The sequence below is a fragment of the Nocardia sp. NPDC055029 genome (assembly GCF_053608525.1).
Map to the genome: position 1 here is coordinate 132,300 of NZ_JBSGVQ010000006.1, position 16,690 is coordinate 148,989.

Consider the following 16,690-nt stretch of genomic DNA (forward strand, 5'->3'; position numbering starts at 1 on the left):
GTTTGTCGGTGGGCGGTGGCGCCGCCGTGGACCCCACCCCGAGCGGGGCGGCCAGCGCCGCCCCCCTCGGACCCGCCCCGCCCTTGTCCCCGGGGGTGGGGCCCCCCCGGGGGGCCGCCCACCACATACCGGCGGCGCGGCGTGGTGAGATGGAGCCTCGGACCTCGAGAGGACGCGGTGACGGCGATGCCCGATGAGCGCAGTGCCCGGCAATCGGCCGAAACCGACCTGTTCGACTACGACGCGGAACTGCGCCCGCACAATGCACTCTTCCGTGCCGCCGCCCGCGTCGGCGCCCATGACCGGGTGCTCGACATCGGTTGCGGCACCGGCCTGACCACGCGCGAGGCCGCCCGCGCTGCCGTCGACGGGAGTGCGCTGGGTGTCGACGTCTCGGCGCCGATGCTCGACCAGGCTCGTCGCCTCAGTGACGACGAGCAGCTGACCAACATCGCTTTCGAGCAGGCGGATGCGCAGGTTCATCCGTTCCCGCCCTCGTCTTTCGATCTCTGCATCAGCCGGTTCGGTTCGATGTTCTTCGCCGATCCGGTCGCCGCGTTCACCAATATCGGGCTGGCACTCCGGCCGGGCGCACGGCTGGTGCTGCTGGTCTGGCAGGAGCACGACCGCAACGAGTGGGCGTCCGCGCTGGTGCGGATCCGCGCCACGGCGCCGGCCGACGGTCCAGGTCCGTTCGCCCTCGCCGACCCGGTGACCACCGAAACCATCCTGGCGGCGGCCGGGTTCACCGACATCGAATTCACCGACGTGCACGAGCCGGTCTACTACGGCGCGGACAGCGAGGCGGCCCTCGCCAACCTGTCCCGCCTGCAGGGATTCCTGGACATGTTCGCCGCTCTCGACGCCGACGCGGCCGGGCGAACTCGCGCGCGGTTGCTCGCGACCCTCGCCGAGCACACGAGCGACACCGGCGTGTATTTCGATTCGCGGGCCTGGATCGTCACCGCCCGTCGTTGAGTTCGCACGAGCCCTGAATCCTTTCGGCCGGCCGCTGCCTCTTATCTGTGTCCCGACACAATGTCGGGACCGGATACGGAGGTTTGTTGTGATCATCGGAATCGGTGTTGTGGTCGGCCTGGTGGCGTTGTGCACGTGCATGGTCGTCGTGAAGCGCAAACGAGCCGGGCGTGGCTGAGTCGACCTGGCCCGACCACCAGCTGATCGTCGCGGCGCAGGGTGGCGATGTGGATTCGATCGCCGCGCTGGTGTCGGGCGCGCACCCGAACATCCAGCGCTTCGCCCGATCCCTGTGCGCCACACCGGAAGACGCCGAGGACGCGGCGCAGGAAGCACTGATCATCCTGTACCGCAAGATCGGGATGCTGCGGGCCTCCGGCGCACTGGCGTCGTGGATGTTCCGCATCGTCCGCAATGAGTGCCTGCGGCGAGCACGGGTGGCGCTGCGAGATCACCCGCCGGTGCCGGACATCGCCGCTGCCGCCTCGGCCGAGGACGAGGTCCTGCAACGCCTGGAAGCGGGGCGGGTCGCGGCCGCGGTCGCCGCCCTGCCCGCCGATCAGCGTCGCGTCCTGATCATGCGCGACATCCAGGGCTACAGCGGACGGATGGTCGCCGATGCCCTCGGACTGAGTACCGCCGCGATGAAGTCACGCCTGCACCGAGCACGCGCGACGGTACGCGAAACACTGCAATCCGCATCCGACCTGGTTCCTGGAGGAAACGATGACCGGAACGAAACCTGACAGCCCCGACTTCGCCAGCTCATCCCTACCGAAACACCTGGCCCGCGGCACAGTGGGCTTCGCCGCCCTGATCGGCTCGGTCGCCCTGATCCCACTCGCCGGCCCGGCCGGCCTGCTCCTCCTACCCGTGGGGCTGATCGCGCTGCGCGGCTGCCCGACCTGCTGGGCGATCGGGTTGATGCAGACGATATCGAGGGGTCGGCTGCAGCGCTCCTGCGAGGACGGTGCGTGCAAGCTGACCGTCGCCGGGCCCGACGAGCACCGTACGAAGGTCGCCTCGTAGTCCACGGCAACGGTTTCAGGGTGTGCCCCACGCGAGGGCATGGGGCACACCCTCTTTCGTCCGCAGAGCCCCTGTTGCGCGCTTGCCTTGCCCGCGAGCTCTGTTCAGCTGTCGGCCTGGCGTTCTAGCGCGTCGCGAGCGGCCGACCAGACCTTTTCGAATTCAGCCGAGGTGATGTCCTCGAGCGCGACTTCCTCAGGTCTCCGCAGGGGCGGACGCTGCCTGGACCTTCGCGCCGGGGGCCTTGGCGGCACCCTTCATGCCCAGATCGCCACCGGGTGCCTTGGCGGCACCCTTCATCCCGAGGCCACCACCGGCAGGCGCGGCCTTCGGCGCGGCTTCGGTCGCGACCTCGGCGACCGGGGCCGGTTCCGGTTCGGGCTCGGGTTCGGGCTCGGCCTTGGGTTCCTGGACGACGAGCAGGTTCGCCGACAGTTCGGCGGCGTCGATGCGGGTGATCGAGTCCAGCATCAGCTGCGAGACATCGACGACCTCGACACCCTCACCCAGGCCCTGTTCCTGACGGGCGGTGACACCGTCGTTGAGCATGACCCGGCAGAACGGGCAACCGGTCGCGATCTTGGTCGGGTTGGTCGAGAGCGCCTCGTCGACACGGTCGACGTTGATGCGTTTGCCGAGCTGTTCTTCCATCCACATCCGGGCGCCACCGGCACCACAGCACATCGACCGCTCGCCGTGGCGCGGCATCTCGACCAGGGTCGAACCCGAGGCCTCCATCAACTCACGCGGGGCGTTGTAGATCTTGTTGTGCCGACCCAGGTAGCAGGGGTCGTGGTAGGTGATGTTCTGCGACACCGACGCGACCGGAACAAGCTTCTTCTGACGCACCAGACGGTTGAGCAGCTGGGTGTGGTGCACGACCTCGTAGGTGCCACCGACCTGCGGGTACTCGTTGTTGAGCGCGTTGAAGCAGTGCGCGCAGGTCACGACGATCTTCTTACGCGACTGCTCCACACCCTCGAACACCGAGTTGATGACCTCGATGTTCTGCATGGCCAGCTGCTGGAACAAGAACTCGTTGCCCGCGCGGCGCGCCGAGTCACCGGTGCAGGTTTCCTCCGCGCCCAGGACCATGAACTTGGTGCCCGCGGTGGCCAGGAGTTCGGCCACGGCCTTGGTGGTCTTCTTGGCGCGGTCTTCGTAGGCGCCGGCGCAGCCGACCCAGAACAGGTATTCGTAGCCGTCGAAGCTGTCGGCGTCTTTACCGAAGACCGGGATGTCGAAGTCGACTTCCTTGATCCAGTTGAGGCGGTCCTTGGAGTTCTGGCCCCACGGGTTGCCCTTGTTCTCCAGGTTCTTGAACAGACCGGCCAGCTCGGAGGGGAACTCCGACTCGATCAGTACCTGGTAGCGGCGCATGTCGATGATGTGGTCGACGTGTTCGATATCGACCGGGCACTGCTCGACGCAGGCACCACAGGTGGTGCACGACCACAACACCTCGGGGTCGATGACGCCGTGCACGTCCTCGCCACCGACCAACGGACGCTCGGCCTCGGCGCGGTCCGTTTCGGACAGCTGGTCCCTGTCGCCACCGGCCAGCAGATAGGGCGCTTTGGCATACGTGTGGTCGCGCAGCGACATGATCAGCAGCTTGGGCGACAACGGTTTTCCGGTGTTCCACGCCGGGCACTGGCTCTGGCAGCGACCACACTCGGTGCAGGTGGTGAAGTCGAGCAAGCCCTTCCAGGTGAAGTCTTCGACCTTGCCGACACCGAACGTGTCCATGTCGGGGTCGGCGTCCTCCATCAGCAGGATCGCGCCGCCGGACATCATGGGTTTGGCGGCACCGAGCGCGACGCCGCCGTCGTCCTCACGCTTGAGGTAGATGTTGAAGAAGGCCGAAAGCCGGTGCCACGCAACGCCCCAGGTGAGCTTGCGGCCGATGAGATACAGGAACGCCGCGCCGGCGAGCATCTTGACGAACGCGAAGATCGAGATCATCAGCGGGCTGGCCGGTAGCACTCGGGCGACCTGCATGGTGAACAGGTCGGTCGAAACGTGCCCGCCGCCGTAGGTGGCGATCTTGCCCGCTTTGACCAGGACATCACCGAGGCCGTGGATGAGCACGATCGTCTCGATGAGATATGCGGCAAGGAAATTCGACCCACCGAATCGGGACAGCCGCTCGGGTCGCCGCGGGTGATTCAGCTGCCGGATGGCGATCAGCACCACGATTCCGATGATGGTGGCGAGGCTGAGGACTTCCTCCAGCAGGTGGTAGCCGAAGGTATCGCCGATGATCGGCCAGCCGAACTCGGGATCGAAGGTCTGGCCGTAGGACTCGAAGTAGAAGACCATCCCGAGCAGGAACCCGACCATCACCAGCCAGTGCGCCCAGCCGACGGTCCGGAACTTGTTCATCCGTGTGTGCGCGACGATCTCGACGACGACGGTCCTCGCTCGCGGCAGGAACGGGCGAAGCCGTGACCGGTCGGGCCTGCCCGTGCGGAAGACGCGAATCATCCGGGTGATCCCGGTGAAGAGCATCCCCCAGCAGAACAGGGTGATGCTGATGCCGATGATCCCGAGTGTGATCGTGGCAGTGGTCATTGTGCAGCCCCCCGATAAGTCGGTGACCAGCAACAAGAGTCATGTTACTGGCCGGTAACTTCATGCCTGGTGTCAAAGTATCACCGAATCGGCGGAGGTGGAAGCCCTGCTCGCGCCGGCCTTGCCGAGGCGCGATGCCTCGGCCGCCGCAGCTCGATGTTCCAGCCGCGATCCAGCCGACTGCAACGCACCTGCGAGGGCGGTGCCTGCACACTGACCGTCGCCAAACACGACAGCCGGCGAGAGAAGGCCTCAGGTTCGTAGTGCCGGTGCGACCCACGTGGTGAGGTAGGTGCGGAGGTCGGCGCCATGGCGGGGTGGGCGTCCCGGGTCGAGGACGAAGGACTGCACGATGCGCAGCATGTGTTCGACGAGTTCGTCGAGACGGCGGTCGTCGATCCCCGCGGCTGCCCAGTCGACAGCGAAGCGTTCGAGGATCGAGCGGCCGAAGGCCAATGCGGTGTCGGAGGTGATGCCGGGGGAGGAGGCGCCGGCGCGGCCGGGGGTCAAGAGCAGGCCGAGATACTTGTCCGCGGTGAGGCTTTCGAGGGTGTAGGCGATGCCTTCGACCACGGCTTCGGCCGGGTCGGTCAGGTGGTCGAGGTGGGCGGCGAGGACATCGAGGAAGCGGCCGGTCTCGGTGAGGGCTGTCGCCGTCAGCAACGCGTCGGCGTTGGCGAAGTAGCGGTACACCGTTTGGCGGGTGACACCGAGGTCCCGGGCGATCTCGGCCATGGTGAAGTCGGCGCCGCTGCGCTCGATGGCGGTGCGGGCGGCGGCGATGATGCGCTCGACGGCTTCGGTGTCGTCGGCCGGCGTGGTGCCCGACCAGCCGTGTGTGCGCATCGCATCCCCTCCGGTCGTGGCGTACTCGCCGACCCTAGCGGGGAAACCGTTCACCCGAAAAGTAGACCATACATATACGCCAATATGTATGGTCATTGTCATGACCGCCCAGATCGAGCCCGGTGCCGCCGGGCTGACCGAAGACCTGACCCGTCGCGCCCTGCGCCTGGTACTCGACCGCACCACCGACATGGCGCCCACCCCGCTGCGCGTGCCGCTGCACTACTACCGCGACCCGAAGATCACCGAGGTCGAGGAATCGCAGATCCTGCGCCGCACCCCGCTGATGATCGTGCCCTCGGCGCGCATCCCCGACCTCAACGACTACGTGGTGCGCACCGTGCTCGGCGACTCGCTGCTGGTGACCCGTGACCGCGACGGCACCGCGCACGTGCTGCTGAACTACTGCCGCCACCGCGGCGCGCAACCGGCCTGCGGTTCCGGCAACGCCACCCGCTTCACCTGCCCGTATCACGCGTGGACCTACCGCAATACCGGCGAACTGGCCGGCGTCCCCGGCGCAGAGGGCTTCACCGGGATGGATCGCGGCGACTACGGCCTGGTCGAACTGCCGAGCCAGGAACGCCACGGCTTCATCTGGGCGGTGCTCTCCGCCGACGCCGCCATCGACATCGATGCACACCTCGGCGAAATGGGACCTGAACTGGCGCAACTGGATTACGCCTCCTACGGCTATCACGACGAGCGCGAATTCACCTCCGAGGTCAGCTGGAAAGGCGCGCTCGAGGCCTTCGCCGAGAGCTACCACTTCCCGTTCGTCCACGGCCAGAGCGTGATCGGGCAGAACACGGTGGCCAACACCTCCACCCATGACGTCTTCGGCCGTCACCATCGGATGGGATTCCCGTTCAACTGGATCACCGCGCTCGACTCGGATCCGACCGGCTCGTGGGACCCGCTGATGAACATGGGCGTCATCTACTGGGTCTATCCGAACCTGGTGCTCGCCAACAGTCCCGTCGGCGTGGAGATCCTGGATATGCTGCCCGCGGGCGCGCCGACCCGCTGCACCGTCCGGCACAGCTGGATGGCCAAGATTCCGGCCACCTCCGACGAGCAGCGCGCTGTCTACGACAGCATCTACGCGCAGGTGCACGCCGCGGTCCGCGACGAGGACTTCGCCATGCTGCCCCAGTGCGGCGAAGGTGTCCGGCACGGCCAGCACGACCATATGATCATCGGCCGCAACGAGATCGGCGTGCAGCACATGATCAAGACCTTCGCCACCGAACTCGGCGTCGCGCTGAGCTGACCGAAACCCCTTGCAGGAGAAGCGCATGTCCCATCCGCCCCGTCCTCGCCAGCTCGACTCGCCGCTGCTGCCGAAGATGTTCAAGCTCGTCGGTCGCGCGCAGGTCGCGGTGTACCGGCGCACCGGTGGCCGCATCGGCGGCACGTGGCGCATCGGCGCCGGTTTCCGGAAACCGGTGCCGACATTGCTGCTCGAACATCGCGGGCGCACCACGAACCGGCAGTACATCGTTCCGCTGCTCTACCTGGTGCACGGCGAGGACATCGTCGTGGTCGCCTCGCAGGGTGGGCTGCCGAAACATCCACAGTGGTATCGCAACCTGTGCGCGCACCCCGACACGCACATCCAGATCGGTCCCGAGCGCCGGGCCGTTCGTGCCGTGGTGGCCGATGCCGCGCGGCGAGCGGAGTTGTGGCCCTTGCTTGTCGACCTCTACGCCGATTTCGCGACCTACCAGTCGTGGACAGAGCGCGAGATCCCGGTCGTCATCCTCGAGCCCCGCTGAATCCTGACCACGGACTACCAGGATTCGATCAGTGGGGCACCGTGGTCCTGGCGTTGCCATTCCAGGGTGAGGCGCTGCAGTCGTTCTCGGTTGGCGATGCCGCGGGTGCCTGCGACCTTGCCGTCCCTGACCTCCAGGACCACCACACCGAGAACCTGGTCGTCGAGCGTGGCGAGCACGGCGGGGCAGCCGTTGACCACGGCGGCGTGAATCGACGGTGAGCCGCCGGCCAGTCTCCGTTTGGCCTCGGAGGGCTTGAAGCCGGCGCGGATCGCGACGGCGATCCGTTCCGGGCTCGTGTACCGGATCAGTCTTCCGGCCAGCCCGGCGCCGTCGGAGACGCCGGTCGCGTCGTCGGTGAGCAGCGCGACCAGGCGTTCGGTCCGGCCGGAGGCGGCGGCGTCGACGAACGCCGCCACGATACGGTGCGCGGCGGCACGATCGATGTCGTTTCCGTTGCGCGCGGCGGTGATTCGGCGCCGGGCCCGATGGCCGTGTTGCTGACTCGCGGATTCGGTGATGCCGAGCACGCCGGCGATCTCGGCATGGCTGTAGGCGAAGGCTTCGCGCAGCACGTAGACGGCGCGTTCCACCGGCGTCAGCCGCTCCATCAGGGTCAGTACCGCCAGCGTCACCGACTCCCGTTGCTCGACCGTGTCGGCCGGGCCGAGCATCGGATCGCCGTCGAGCAACGGCTCGGGCATCCAGGCGCCGACCGCCCGTTCGCGGCGCACCGCCGCCGAACGGAGCCTATCGATCGCCAGGTTCGTGACGATCTTGGTCAGCCAGGCCTCGGGCACCTCGACATACTCCCGGTCGGCGGCCTGCCACCGCAGGAACGCATCCTGCACCGTGTCCTCGGCGTCGGCGGCCGAGCCGAGGAGACGATAGGCGAGTGAGGCCAGCCGATTCCGGCTGGCCTCGAAACGCGCCACGGTGGCAGTGTCCATGAGCACGAACTTAGCCTGCGACGACCTCGGTCGAACGGTCTCTGGATCCGGCCGCGCGGAATCGGTGACTGGGCCTTCCGAAGGTCGGATGGCTGATGGCCCAGCCGCTGGTCGCCACGATCGCCGACTTGACCAGGGCCGCCGGGCGCCCGCGCAGGGCGCCGGTCCTCGCGCGGGCGTCACCGTCGACCAGCTGGAAGATGGCGTCCTTGCGTCCGAGGCTGATGTGGTTGCCGACATAGGACAACGCGGTCGACTTGATCTTGCGCCCGGTCAGGTCACCGATGATCGTGGCGGTCGCCTGCATGCCGGTGAACCCCGCGGACGCGCAGGACATCGGCAGGGGATGCCCGTTCTCGCCGAGGACGAAGACGCTGTCACCGGCGACGTAGACACCCGGGTGCGACACCGATCGCATCTGCCGGTCGACCCTGATCCGGCCGCCGGCTTCCACTGCGAGTCCTGCATCGGCGGCGATCGGCGCCACGGCGAACCCCGCGGCCCACACGGTGGCGTCGGCGGCGAGCACGGTGCCGTCGGTACCGATCGCCGTCGACGGCTCGACCCGCCCGATCGGGGTGTGCTCGTGGACGGTGATGTCGAGGCGGTCGAATGCCCGCAGCAGGTGCCTGCGAGCCTTCGGACCGAGCCAGCCACCCAGCTCGCCACCGGTGGCAAGGGCGACCTCGAGCCGTGGATGCGCTTCGGCGATCTCGGTGACGGTCTCGATCGCGGTCAGATTGCCGCCGACGACCAGGACGTTGCCACCCTCGGCCAACGCGTCGAGACGCGCGCGCAAGCGCACCGCGGACGGACGCGCGGCCACGTGGAAGGCGTGGTCGGCGACGCCGGGAACGGACTGGTCGGCGCCGCTGCCGAGGGTGTAGAGGAGGGTGTCGTAGTCGATCCGGTCGGTGCCCGCGGTGTCGACGACCGTGACGGTGCGGTGCACGGGATCGATGTCGGCCACGCGTGCCACCCGCAGCCGGATCCCGGTGCCCGCGAACACCTCCGCCAGCGGTCGATGCCGCAGCTCGCGCCCGGCGGCGAGCTGATGCAACCGCAACCGTTCGACGAAATCGGCTTCGGCGTTGACGACGGTGATCTCGAAGTCGTCGGGGTGGAGTTGGCGGGCCAGGTAACCGGCGGCGGAGGCGCCGGCGTATCCGGCACCGAGGACGACGATGCGATGCTGCATGATTCGCTCCTGTCTGGTTCGCGTGCACTCTGAACGAGACAGCCCGCGAATTACTGACAGGAGAGGGTTGTGACGTGCGCCACTCCCCATTCGTCGCTACCGGGTGCAGAGCGCTAACCTCCGAACAGCAGATACAGGCCCGTGAATGTGAAACCGACCATGGTCAGCATCAACGCGAGCTGGCCGGTCAGCCGGTGGCGTGGCGGGAGCAGGACGAGGCAGCGGTCGTGGGCAGCGGCGACGCCGAGGATGTGACCGACGAGGACGGCGAGCACGGTGCAGGTGGCGAGCACGCTCGGATGACTCGACAGCACGTAGGCGACCTCTCGATCGGCGAGGCCGGCGATGTTCCAGCCGCGATCGAGCGGGTCGGCGAACAGCAGGACGGTCGCCTGGCCTTTCTCGATCAGAAATGTCAGGTAATGGGCGATGAGATAGCCGGCGACGAGCGGAGTGAGGCTGCAGGCCAGCTGCCGCGGCAGCAACGCGCGATCGGCGGGGGAGAGGCCGCCGGTGGCACGCGCGGCGATGGAGAACAGCCCGCCGACCACCCCGATGAAGACCAGCAGCCCGGCGGTGTGCACCAGCTCCGCGCCGACGACCGGCGCCAGATCGTCGACCAGCTCGCGCCACCGCGGGAAGGTCGAGAAACTGTCGAAGGCGGTGGATCCGAGCAGCGTCGCCGCGACGGCCACGGAACCGGCGAGTGCCGGAGTGCCCGCGAGATTGTTCAGTGGCATCCGCAACACCGCCCGTCCGGCGCTGTCGCGCCCGTAGGGGCTCAGGTGCGCCAGTAGCGTGCTGTACACCTCGAGCGGATCGGCCCGTTCTGCCCAGACGGTGCCGAACAGGACGAGCCCGATCGAGGTCACGACCAGGTAGCCGAGCAGCCAGGTCAGCACCGAACCCACCGATCCCGGCGCGCGCCAAGCCAATTCCAGCCAGACGAAGGAGAACAGGCCGAGCGCCGCGGGGCGGTACCCCCATTCCTCGCGGTAGTGGAGAAGTCCGCGTTCCGGCGGGCATCGCAGCAGCAGGCAACCCCATCGATGCATCGCTCTGGCTGGGGAGACGACCTTCCAGACCGGCCCGATCAGCAGGGACCCCACCATCACCCCGACCCAGACGCCGGCGTACAGCACTCCGGGCACTGGATTCCGGGCCGGGTCCGAGGAGCCGAACACCGCGATGACGATTACGCAGGCGGTCACCGCCACACTCACCGCGGCGACGATCGTTCGCGTCGCGCGCGCGTCGATTACCCGGCGGACCGGTGCGGGCAGTACGTATCCCGGCGAGCGGGGGTCCAATCGTGGCCTGCGCCAGGCGAAGAACAGCAGCGCGAACGAGAAGGTCAGCGCCCACGCCGCACCGACCAGCGCGTAGGTGAGCGGTATCGGCAGGTCCGCGGCACCGCCGATACCGTGGGCGAGGACACTCACTGCCGGACCAGCAGCGTCGTCACCGTCCGTCCAGCGTGATGCAGTTCGATCTCCACCTGGCCTGGCACCGTCACGGTGAAGCCGAACTCCTGCCCGGAAGCCGCGGTCACGGGAAAGGTTTGCGCGGGGTCGGAGTGGACATGCAGTTCGTCGGTGGTGTCACTGTCGACCCGCAACACGATACGTTCCCCGACCTCGGCTTCGGTGCGCGTATTGGCCGGGGAGACCGTGCCGTTCGCGATCCGGATGTCGATGGTGCGGGCCGCGGGCTCGCCGTTCGGGGTGGTCCTCGCCCCGGACCGGTCGCCGGATGCGCAGCCGACGAGCAGCGAACTCACAGCGAGGGTGAGTAGCCCGTACCGGCCCAGGCGATGGGTCACGGATGCTCCTCGGTCTGCGCGGATGGTGTTTCTGTTTCTGCGTTCTCGCGTTTCTCCGCGCGCCGGTCACGCATCGCGATGAACAGCACCAGACCGACCAGCGCGATCGCGGGCAGGAAGGCCGGAATCGCCAGCAGCAGGGAGTGGTCGGCGAGAAGGTCGACGTCGTCCTGGCGAATCATGTTTGGGCCGTTGGCTTCTGGCCCTGTGTGCGGCCCGCCGCCAGATAGCGGTCGTTGATGCGGGCAGCGCCCCACGACATCGCCGCGATCAAAGCCAGGCTGCACGCCAGCACCACCAGGCCCGCCAGGCCGATCAGCCAGGACGGATGGTCGAAGGATCGCTCGCGCTGCAAGACCGTGATCTCCTCGACGAACGGCCGCGTGAAGCTCGCGGGTGCGGGCACCTCCGCGGCGCCGATACCGGGATCGAGCGGCATGAAGATCGGCAGCGCGGCCTGCATGCGCCCATCCTGCAGGCGCAGCAGCGTTTTCCAGGTGCCGTGCACGGGCACCGGCCGGGTGGAAACGAAGTGGTCGTCGGCGATGCGGCGCAGTCTGTCCACGACGAGGCCGTGGCCGGGACTGTCGTCGCCGGTGCCGCCCTGCCAGGACAGGATCTCCACCCATTCGGGATCGGAACCGATCAGATCCTCGGGGGAGAGCCGGATGTCGGCGGTGACCATCCGCCCGCCCTGTGCGGGAGCGGCATCGGTGAGCGTGACGGTCGCCGACGCGCTCTCCGGTACCCGGATGATCAGGCCGTTCGTAGTCGCCGCTGCGGCGATCACCACGGCGGCGACCACGATTCCACGCCGCACCGCGGGCCTGGGCAATGCCTCGCCGCGCAAGACGGTGCCGAGCATCGCGCCGATCACACCGCCCGCCACGCCGACCGGCACTGCCATGGCGAGCAGCTCCGGCCACATCCCGGCGACCCAGGGATTGACGAACATCCGCTCGATCCACAGTGATTCGAGCCAGACACCCACCGTCGCCACACAGAATCCGGTGAGCGCGCCCCACCAGAGCGGGCGGCGAACCAGCGGCACGAGGGCGAGCAGTTCGACCACGATCGCGGCACCGAGATACAGCGGAAACACGTTGTGCGGCGCCTCGAATCCGGTCCCGACGAGGACCGCGACGACATACCGCACACAGAAGGCGAAGGCAACGAGCAGCAGCGTGCTGAGTGGGCCGAGCGTCAACCGCGCCGAGATCAGGGCGATCGTCGCGGCGAAGACGATCAGCATCGGTTGCAGCACCAGCCGGAACTGCTCGACGCCGAAGTCGAACTCGACCTGGAACACCGACAGGCCGATCACCAGACCGCCGAAAGCGAACGCCTGAACCGCCCACAAGACCCGCCCGTCGATCCGGTCGGGATCGGGCCGGTTGTATCGGCCTTCGAGTTCGAGCAGCAGCACGCCGATCAACGACAGGCCCGCACCGCCGATGAGCATCAGGTGGGTCGGCCCCCAGAGGGTGACATCCTGGCCGAACAACCGATGCCAGATGTCGTCGAGCGGGAAACCGATCAGCGCGTACAAACCGGCACCCGCGATCAAGATGCCGCCGACGGGCGCGTACCAGTCGCGGGTGATGCGCACCGCGGCACTGCCCGGCTTCTCGTCGAGCGGCAGCACGATCGCCAGCATTCCGGCCATGAAGAGGAAGAACAGGCCGACCAGGATGAAGTAGTGCGCCGGGTTGGCCAGCGGTCCGGCGTCGCGACCTTTGCCGACGTGCAGGCTCACATCCCAGATGAAGCCGAGGAACGCGGTCAGGATGGTCGCGAGGAACATCACGATCGGCAGCGCCACCCAGCCGGGGCGGTTCATGATGCGACCGCTGAAGTCGGCCAGGCGCCGCAGCCAGGTGATGCGCCGCGTCCGGTGCAGGTAGGCCACCACCAGCAGCACCGCGCCGACCACGGCGGCCGCGCCGGTCATCACCGCGACTTGATCGAGGGCAGCGCCACCGCCTTCGGTGCCCTGCGCGATCAGGATTGTCGACGGATCGGTCATCGCTGTGGCCACGGCAGTCCTCCGATGGGTCGAAGCGCCCGGTCTGCGGGGTAACGAACAGTATCCCGAATTCCGCGTGGCGCCGGTACCCCGCGCGCGCAGGACGCGATTCGAATCCGGTGCTCAGCCCGGCTGACTACCCGGCCTGACGGAGCTGCTCCCGGTACCGCTCGCCCCAGGTCTCCATCAGCAGGATGATCGGGACGAGACCGCGGCCGAAGTCGGTCAGCTCGTACTCGACTCGGGGCGGGACCTCCGGATACACGGTGCGGGTGAGGACGCCGTCGCGCTCGAGCTCGCGCAGCTGCGCGGTCAGCATTCGCTGGGTCACGTGCGGCATGGCGCGGCGCATCTCGTTGAACCGCGCCGTTCCCTCACTCAGATGAAAGACGATCATGCCCTTCCATTTGCCGCCGATCACATCAAGGGTGACCTCGACCGGGCAGTCGAAATCGAGATCCTGCTTACGCTTCGCCATGCCACATCCTCGTCTCACCGGCAAAGGTATGAAAAAGGGTACCGGGTAACAGAAATGTGCGTTCTTACGCGGATATTCCCCGTCGGGCAGGCTCGGTTCCGCAAGTTCCCCGCCCTGACAGGAGTATCAGAGATGGTCCAGCTGCTGCAGCTCGATGCCAGCCCGCGCCGGTCGCGCTCACACACCCGCACACTGGTCCAGGAGTTCGTCGAACGCTGGAGCGAGGGCGGACCCGGCAACACGGTGATCCGCCGCGACCTCGGCCACGAACCGCCTCCGCACCTCACCGAGGACTGGATCGCCGCCGCCTTCACCACGCCAGGGGAGCGGACCACGCAGATGCGCGAGGCCCTGGCCTACAGCGACCAACTGGTGGACGAGCTGTTCGCCTCCGACGTGCTGGTGCTCGGTGTCCCGATGTACAACTTCGGGGTACCGGCGATGCTGAAGGCCTACATCGACCAGATCGTCCGGGTCGGGCGCACCTTTGCATTCGACCCTGAGGCCGCGGCACCGTACACACCACTCGTCTCCGGCAAGCGCGCCTTCGTCATCGTCGGCACCGGCGACGCCGGGTATGAGATGGGTGGTCCGCTGGCGAGCGCGAATCACGTAGAGCCGTACCTGCGCACGGCTCTGGGTTTCATCGGCATCGATGAGGTCGAGTTCGTCTACACGGGCAACGACGAATTCGGCGGCGAGCGCCTGCAGCGGTCCCTCGCGCTCGCCCGGAACCGGGTAGCAGATCTGATATCTGTGGGTGCAGTGGGTTTGCGAGCCACCCGGCGGTGACCAGCAGACGACGGTGCTGGACCAGCGTCATCGTGACCGCCAACGTCTGTGCGGCCGACCACGCAATCGTGGAGGGTCGAACATTTGCCATAGGTATCGCATGCCCGGCGCCGAGTTCAGCGGGCAGGACCGCGGTGTTCCAGTCTGCGACACCGGTTTCGGGTGTCAACTGGATTCCGAGGCGGGCGAGGGCTGTGTCGAGGTGGATGCGGGAGATCGAGCGAGAGCATGATCCTCCGTCCTCGGTCGACCGGACAGCAACGCTGTCCGGTCGACATCTGTGGGCGCACGCGGGATCGAACCGCGGACCGCTGGTGTGTAAAACCAGTGCTCTACCGCTGAGCTATACGCCCGGGCACCGCCGGTGGGAACCGGCGGTGACGGTTTATGAATCTAGCGCGGTGAGCGCTTTCTCCCAAGCCGCCTGGTCACGGGCCTCTCCGGGACCGTTCATCTCGGCGAAAGTGATGTGACCGGACTTGTCGACGACGAAGGTGCCGCGGTTGGGGTAACCGGACTTCTCGTTGAAGACGTCGTAGGCCTGGGTGACGGCGCCGTGTGGCCAGAAGTCGGACAGCAGGGGGAACAGGTAGCCCTGTTCTGCTGCCCAGATCTTGTGGGTGGGCGGTGGACCGACGGAGATCGCGAGGATCTCGGCGTCGTCGTTCTGGAACTTGGGCAGCTCGTCACGAACCTTGCACAGCTCGCCCTGGCAGATGCCGGTGAAGGCGAGCGGATAGAACACCAGCAGCACGTTCTTCTTGCCGCGGTAGTCCGACAGGGAGACGGGCTGGTTGTTCTGGTCCTTGAGCGTGAAGTCCGGCGCGAGAGTGCCAACCTCTAGCGGCATAGGGCGAATCCTCCGTCGTGTCGGGTCTCAGCCGAGCGTTCTCGTCCGGCTGAGACCTTAGCGAACGGCGGATTCAACGCTGTTTGGACGGTGCCTTCGGCTGGACCAGGCGCGAGCCCGTCCAGCTGCCGAGGCTGATGGTGGATGTCTGGGTCAGGCCGGCCGTGGGTGCGGCTTCGGCGATCTCGCTCGGATCGACATGGCCCGATTGACCGGTCTTGGGGGTGAGGACCCAGATGAAGCCTTCGTCGGCCAGCGGGCCGATGGCATCCATCAGCTCGTCGGCCAAGTCGCCGTCACCTTCTCGCCACCACAACAGGACGGCGTCCACGACCTCGTCGGAGTCTTCGTCGACCATCTCGCCGCCGCTGACCTCCTCGATCTCGGCGCGCAAGTCGTCGTCGGTGTCCTCGTCCCAGCCCAATTCCTGAACGACCAAGCCGTGAGAAATGCCAAGCTTCTGAGCGTAGTTCTGCGCGTCCGCCGCGGCGACCACGGTGGTGTCCTCCCTAAACTGCCGACAATAAGATAGGTGCAAGCGAACATGGTTATCGGCCGCAGCGCAAGCCGATCGGATGAATTGGGACCGTATGCCGCGTGTCGGCGGGGCGAATTCAGCGGCTCGGGCAGGCGTCGTGGACCGCGGTGCGGGCCTGGTTGATCGTGCGGCTGGCGTCGTTGAGCTTGGTCACCTGCGAGCTGTAGGTCATCTTCCTTGTCTCGGCGGACAGCTCGCGGGCGGCGACGACGTAGGCGGTGAACTTCTCCGCGAGATCGGCGGGTAGCGCGCCCGCCGCGGTGGTGACGCCGGTCTCGACCGCGAGAGCGGCGTTGTCGAGCGTGGTGGCGGCGGCCTCGCGCTTGGCGGCGTAGTCGGGGGCGTTGCTGTCGTGGGCGGTGACGAACTCGTTGAAGGCGGTCACGCCTGCGCCGGTGGTGGTGGGGAACTTGGTGCAGTTGTCGCTGGTCGCCTTGGCCTGCGCGGCGGCGGCCTTGGACGACGCGGCGGCCGACGAGGACGCGGCCGCCTCGGTCTGGTACGCGGCGACCTCGGCGGGATCGGTGGTCGGCGTGCCAGGCACCTGCTCGGCGCAGCCGGCCACCACCATGCCCGCGGTCACGGCGACAGCGGCACAGCCCAGCCCGAGCCGGCGCGCGTCCAGCAGCCTCATCGTTGTCCGATCCCTCTCGCTCACGTGGTTCCCACAGCCAAACCTAGTGGATCTGCGAATGCGCCGGCACGTCGCGGTCCAGGGAAATACCGCCCAGTACCTGCCCGGGAGGGATGACCTGCGCCACCTTTTCGGTAAGGATGGGGGTGCGCCCGAAACGTGTGTGACGGGTGGCCCGCACACCTAGCGGGCAGGCC

Annotated in this window: 18 protein-coding genes and 1 tRNA gene; 6 read left to right on the forward strand and 13 right to left on the reverse strand. The window is 67.5% G+C overall.

All coding sequences use genetic code 11. The features are described 5' to 3' along the window. Nucleotides 1–186 precede the first annotated feature (186 nt). From ACWF9G_RS08115 to ACWF9G_RS08125, 3 genes are all read left to right on the forward strand, one after another. Complete coding sequence (locus tag ACWF9G_RS08115) at nucleotides 187–978, forward strand: class I SAM-dependent methyltransferase (RefSeq protein WP_452514514.1); 792 nt, start codon at nucleotides 187–189, stop codon at nucleotides 976–978. A 170-nt stretch (nucleotides 979–1,148) separates the two neighbouring features. Beyond that, nucleotides 1,149–1,724 carry an RNA polymerase sigma factor gene (locus ACWF9G_RS08120; RefSeq protein ID WP_452514515.1) on the forward strand — a complete coding sequence of 192 codons (576 nt, stop codon included), beginning with the start codon at nucleotides 1,149–1,151 and terminating at the stop codon, nucleotides 1,722–1,724. Continuing rightward, nucleotides 1,705–2,007, forward strand: a complete 303-nt coding sequence (locus ACWF9G_RS08125) for a hypothetical protein (protein ID WP_452514516.1) — start codon at nucleotides 1,705–1,707, stop codon at nucleotides 2,005–2,007. The genes ACWF9G_RS08120 and ACWF9G_RS08125 overlap by 20 nt, the downstream gene beginning before the upstream one ends. 195 nt (nucleotides 2,008–2,202) lie before the next feature. Here ACWF9G_RS08125 and ACWF9G_RS08130 read toward each other — a convergent pair whose 3' ends face one another. Together ACWF9G_RS08130 and ACWF9G_RS08135 are read right to left on the reverse strand one after the other, a co-directional pair. After that, complete coding sequence (locus ACWF9G_RS08130) at nucleotides 2,203–4,581, reverse strand: (Fe-S)-binding protein (protein ID WP_452514517.1); 2,379 nt, start codon at nucleotides 4,579–4,581, stop codon at nucleotides 2,203–2,205. A 252-nt stretch (nucleotides 4,582–4,833) separates the two neighbouring features. Further along, nucleotides 4,834–5,427: a TetR/AcrR family transcriptional regulator gene (locus ACWF9G_RS08135; RefSeq protein ID WP_379308041.1), complete on the reverse strand. Its 594-nt coding sequence runs from the start codon at nucleotides 5,425–5,427 to the stop codon at nucleotides 4,834–4,836. Between the two features lie 100 nt (nucleotides 5,428–5,527). On the opposite strand from ACWF9G_RS08135, the gene ACWF9G_RS08140 reads away from it, so the two are divergent. Together ACWF9G_RS08140 and ACWF9G_RS08145 are read left to right on the forward strand one after the other, a co-directional pair. After that, nucleotides 5,528–6,700, forward strand: a complete 1,173-nt coding sequence (locus tag ACWF9G_RS08140) for an aromatic ring-hydroxylating oxygenase subunit alpha (RefSeq protein ID WP_452514518.1) — start codon at nucleotides 5,528–5,530, stop codon at nucleotides 6,698–6,700. Between the two features lie 25 nt (nucleotides 6,701–6,725). Further along, nucleotides 6,726–7,205 (forward strand): nitroreductase family deazaflavin-dependent oxidoreductase, encoded by a 480-nt coding sequence (locus ACWF9G_RS08145; protein WP_452514519.1) that lies wholly within the window; start codon nucleotides 6,726–6,728, stop codon nucleotides 7,203–7,205. 14 nt (nucleotides 7,206–7,219) lie between these two features. Here the strand turns inward: ACWF9G_RS08145 and ACWF9G_RS08150 are convergent, their stop codons facing one another. The 7 genes from ACWF9G_RS08150 to ACWF9G_RS08180 form a co-directional block, all read right to left on the reverse strand. After that, nucleotides 7,220–8,155 carry a sigma-70 family RNA polymerase sigma factor gene (locus ACWF9G_RS08150; RefSeq protein WP_379308044.1) on the reverse strand — a complete coding sequence of 312 codons (936 nt, stop codon included), beginning with the start codon at nucleotides 8,153–8,155 and terminating at the stop codon, nucleotides 7,220–7,222. 10 nt (nucleotides 8,156–8,165) lie between these two features. Next, nucleotides 8,166–9,353, reverse strand: a complete 1,188-nt coding sequence (locus tag ACWF9G_RS08155; RefSeq protein WP_452514520.1) for an NAD(P)/FAD-dependent oxidoreductase — start codon at nucleotides 9,351–9,353, stop codon at nucleotides 8,166–8,168. 113 nt (nucleotides 9,354–9,466) lie between these two features. After that, a complete protein-coding gene (locus tag ACWF9G_RS08160; protein WP_452514521.1) occupies nucleotides 9,467–10,795 on the reverse strand; it encodes a hypothetical protein in 1,329 nt (442 codons plus the stop codon). Continuing rightward, nucleotides 10,792–11,175, reverse strand: a complete 384-nt coding sequence (locus ACWF9G_RS08165; RefSeq protein WP_452514522.1) for a hypothetical protein — start codon at nucleotides 11,173–11,175, stop codon at nucleotides 10,792–10,794. Before ACWF9G_RS08165 ends, ACWF9G_RS08160 begins: the two co-directional genes overlap by 4 nt. Then, nucleotides 11,172–11,357: a hypothetical protein gene (locus ACWF9G_RS08170; RefSeq protein WP_379308048.1), complete on the reverse strand. Its 186-nt coding sequence runs from the start codon at nucleotides 11,355–11,357 to the stop codon at nucleotides 11,172–11,174. Before ACWF9G_RS08170 ends, ACWF9G_RS08165 begins: the two co-directional genes overlap by 4 nt. After that, on the reverse strand, nucleotides 11,354–13,201 hold the full coding sequence (locus tag ACWF9G_RS08175; RefSeq protein WP_452514588.1) for a hypothetical protein: 1,848 nt from the start codon (nucleotides 13,199–13,201) through the stop codon (nucleotides 11,354–11,356). The genes ACWF9G_RS08170 and ACWF9G_RS08175 overlap by 4 nt, the downstream gene beginning before the upstream one ends. A gap of 136 nt (nucleotides 13,202–13,337) precedes the next feature. Continuing rightward, complete coding sequence (locus ACWF9G_RS08180) at nucleotides 13,338–13,679, reverse strand: winged helix-turn-helix transcriptional regulator (RefSeq protein ID WP_379038891.1); 342 nt, start codon at nucleotides 13,677–13,679, stop codon at nucleotides 13,338–13,340. Between the two features lie 132 nt (nucleotides 13,680–13,811). On the opposite strand from ACWF9G_RS08180, the gene ACWF9G_RS08185 reads away from it, so the two are divergent. After that, nucleotides 13,812–14,471: an FMN-dependent NADH-azoreductase gene (locus tag ACWF9G_RS08185; RefSeq protein WP_452514523.1), complete on the forward strand. Its 660-nt coding sequence runs from the start codon at nucleotides 13,812–13,814 to the stop codon at nucleotides 14,469–14,471. A 281-nt stretch (nucleotides 14,472–14,752) separates the two neighbouring features. On the opposite strand, the gene ACWF9G_RS08190 is transcribed toward ACWF9G_RS08185, so the two are convergent. The 4 genes from ACWF9G_RS08190 to ACWF9G_RS08205 form a co-directional block, all read right to left on the reverse strand. Next, nucleotides 14,753–14,824: transfer RNA gene (locus tag ACWF9G_RS08190), tRNA-Val, on the reverse strand. Between the two features lie 32 nt (nucleotides 14,825–14,856). After that, nucleotides 14,857–15,321 carry a peroxiredoxin gene (locus tag ACWF9G_RS08195; RefSeq protein ID WP_452514524.1) on the reverse strand — a complete coding sequence of 155 codons (465 nt, stop codon included), beginning with the start codon at nucleotides 15,319–15,321 and terminating at the stop codon, nucleotides 14,857–14,859. A gap of 73 nt (nucleotides 15,322–15,394) precedes the next feature. After that, nucleotides 15,395–15,817, reverse strand: a complete 423-nt coding sequence (locus ACWF9G_RS08200; protein ID WP_189033190.1) for a DUF3052 domain-containing protein — start codon at nucleotides 15,815–15,817, stop codon at nucleotides 15,395–15,397. Between the two features lie 118 nt (nucleotides 15,818–15,935). Next, nucleotides 15,936–16,493, reverse strand: coding sequence for a hypothetical protein (locus ACWF9G_RS08205; RefSeq protein WP_452514525.1), 558 nt, complete (start codon nucleotides 16,491–16,493; stop codon nucleotides 15,936–15,938). Between the last annotated feature and the right edge of the window lie 197 nt (nucleotides 16,494–16,690).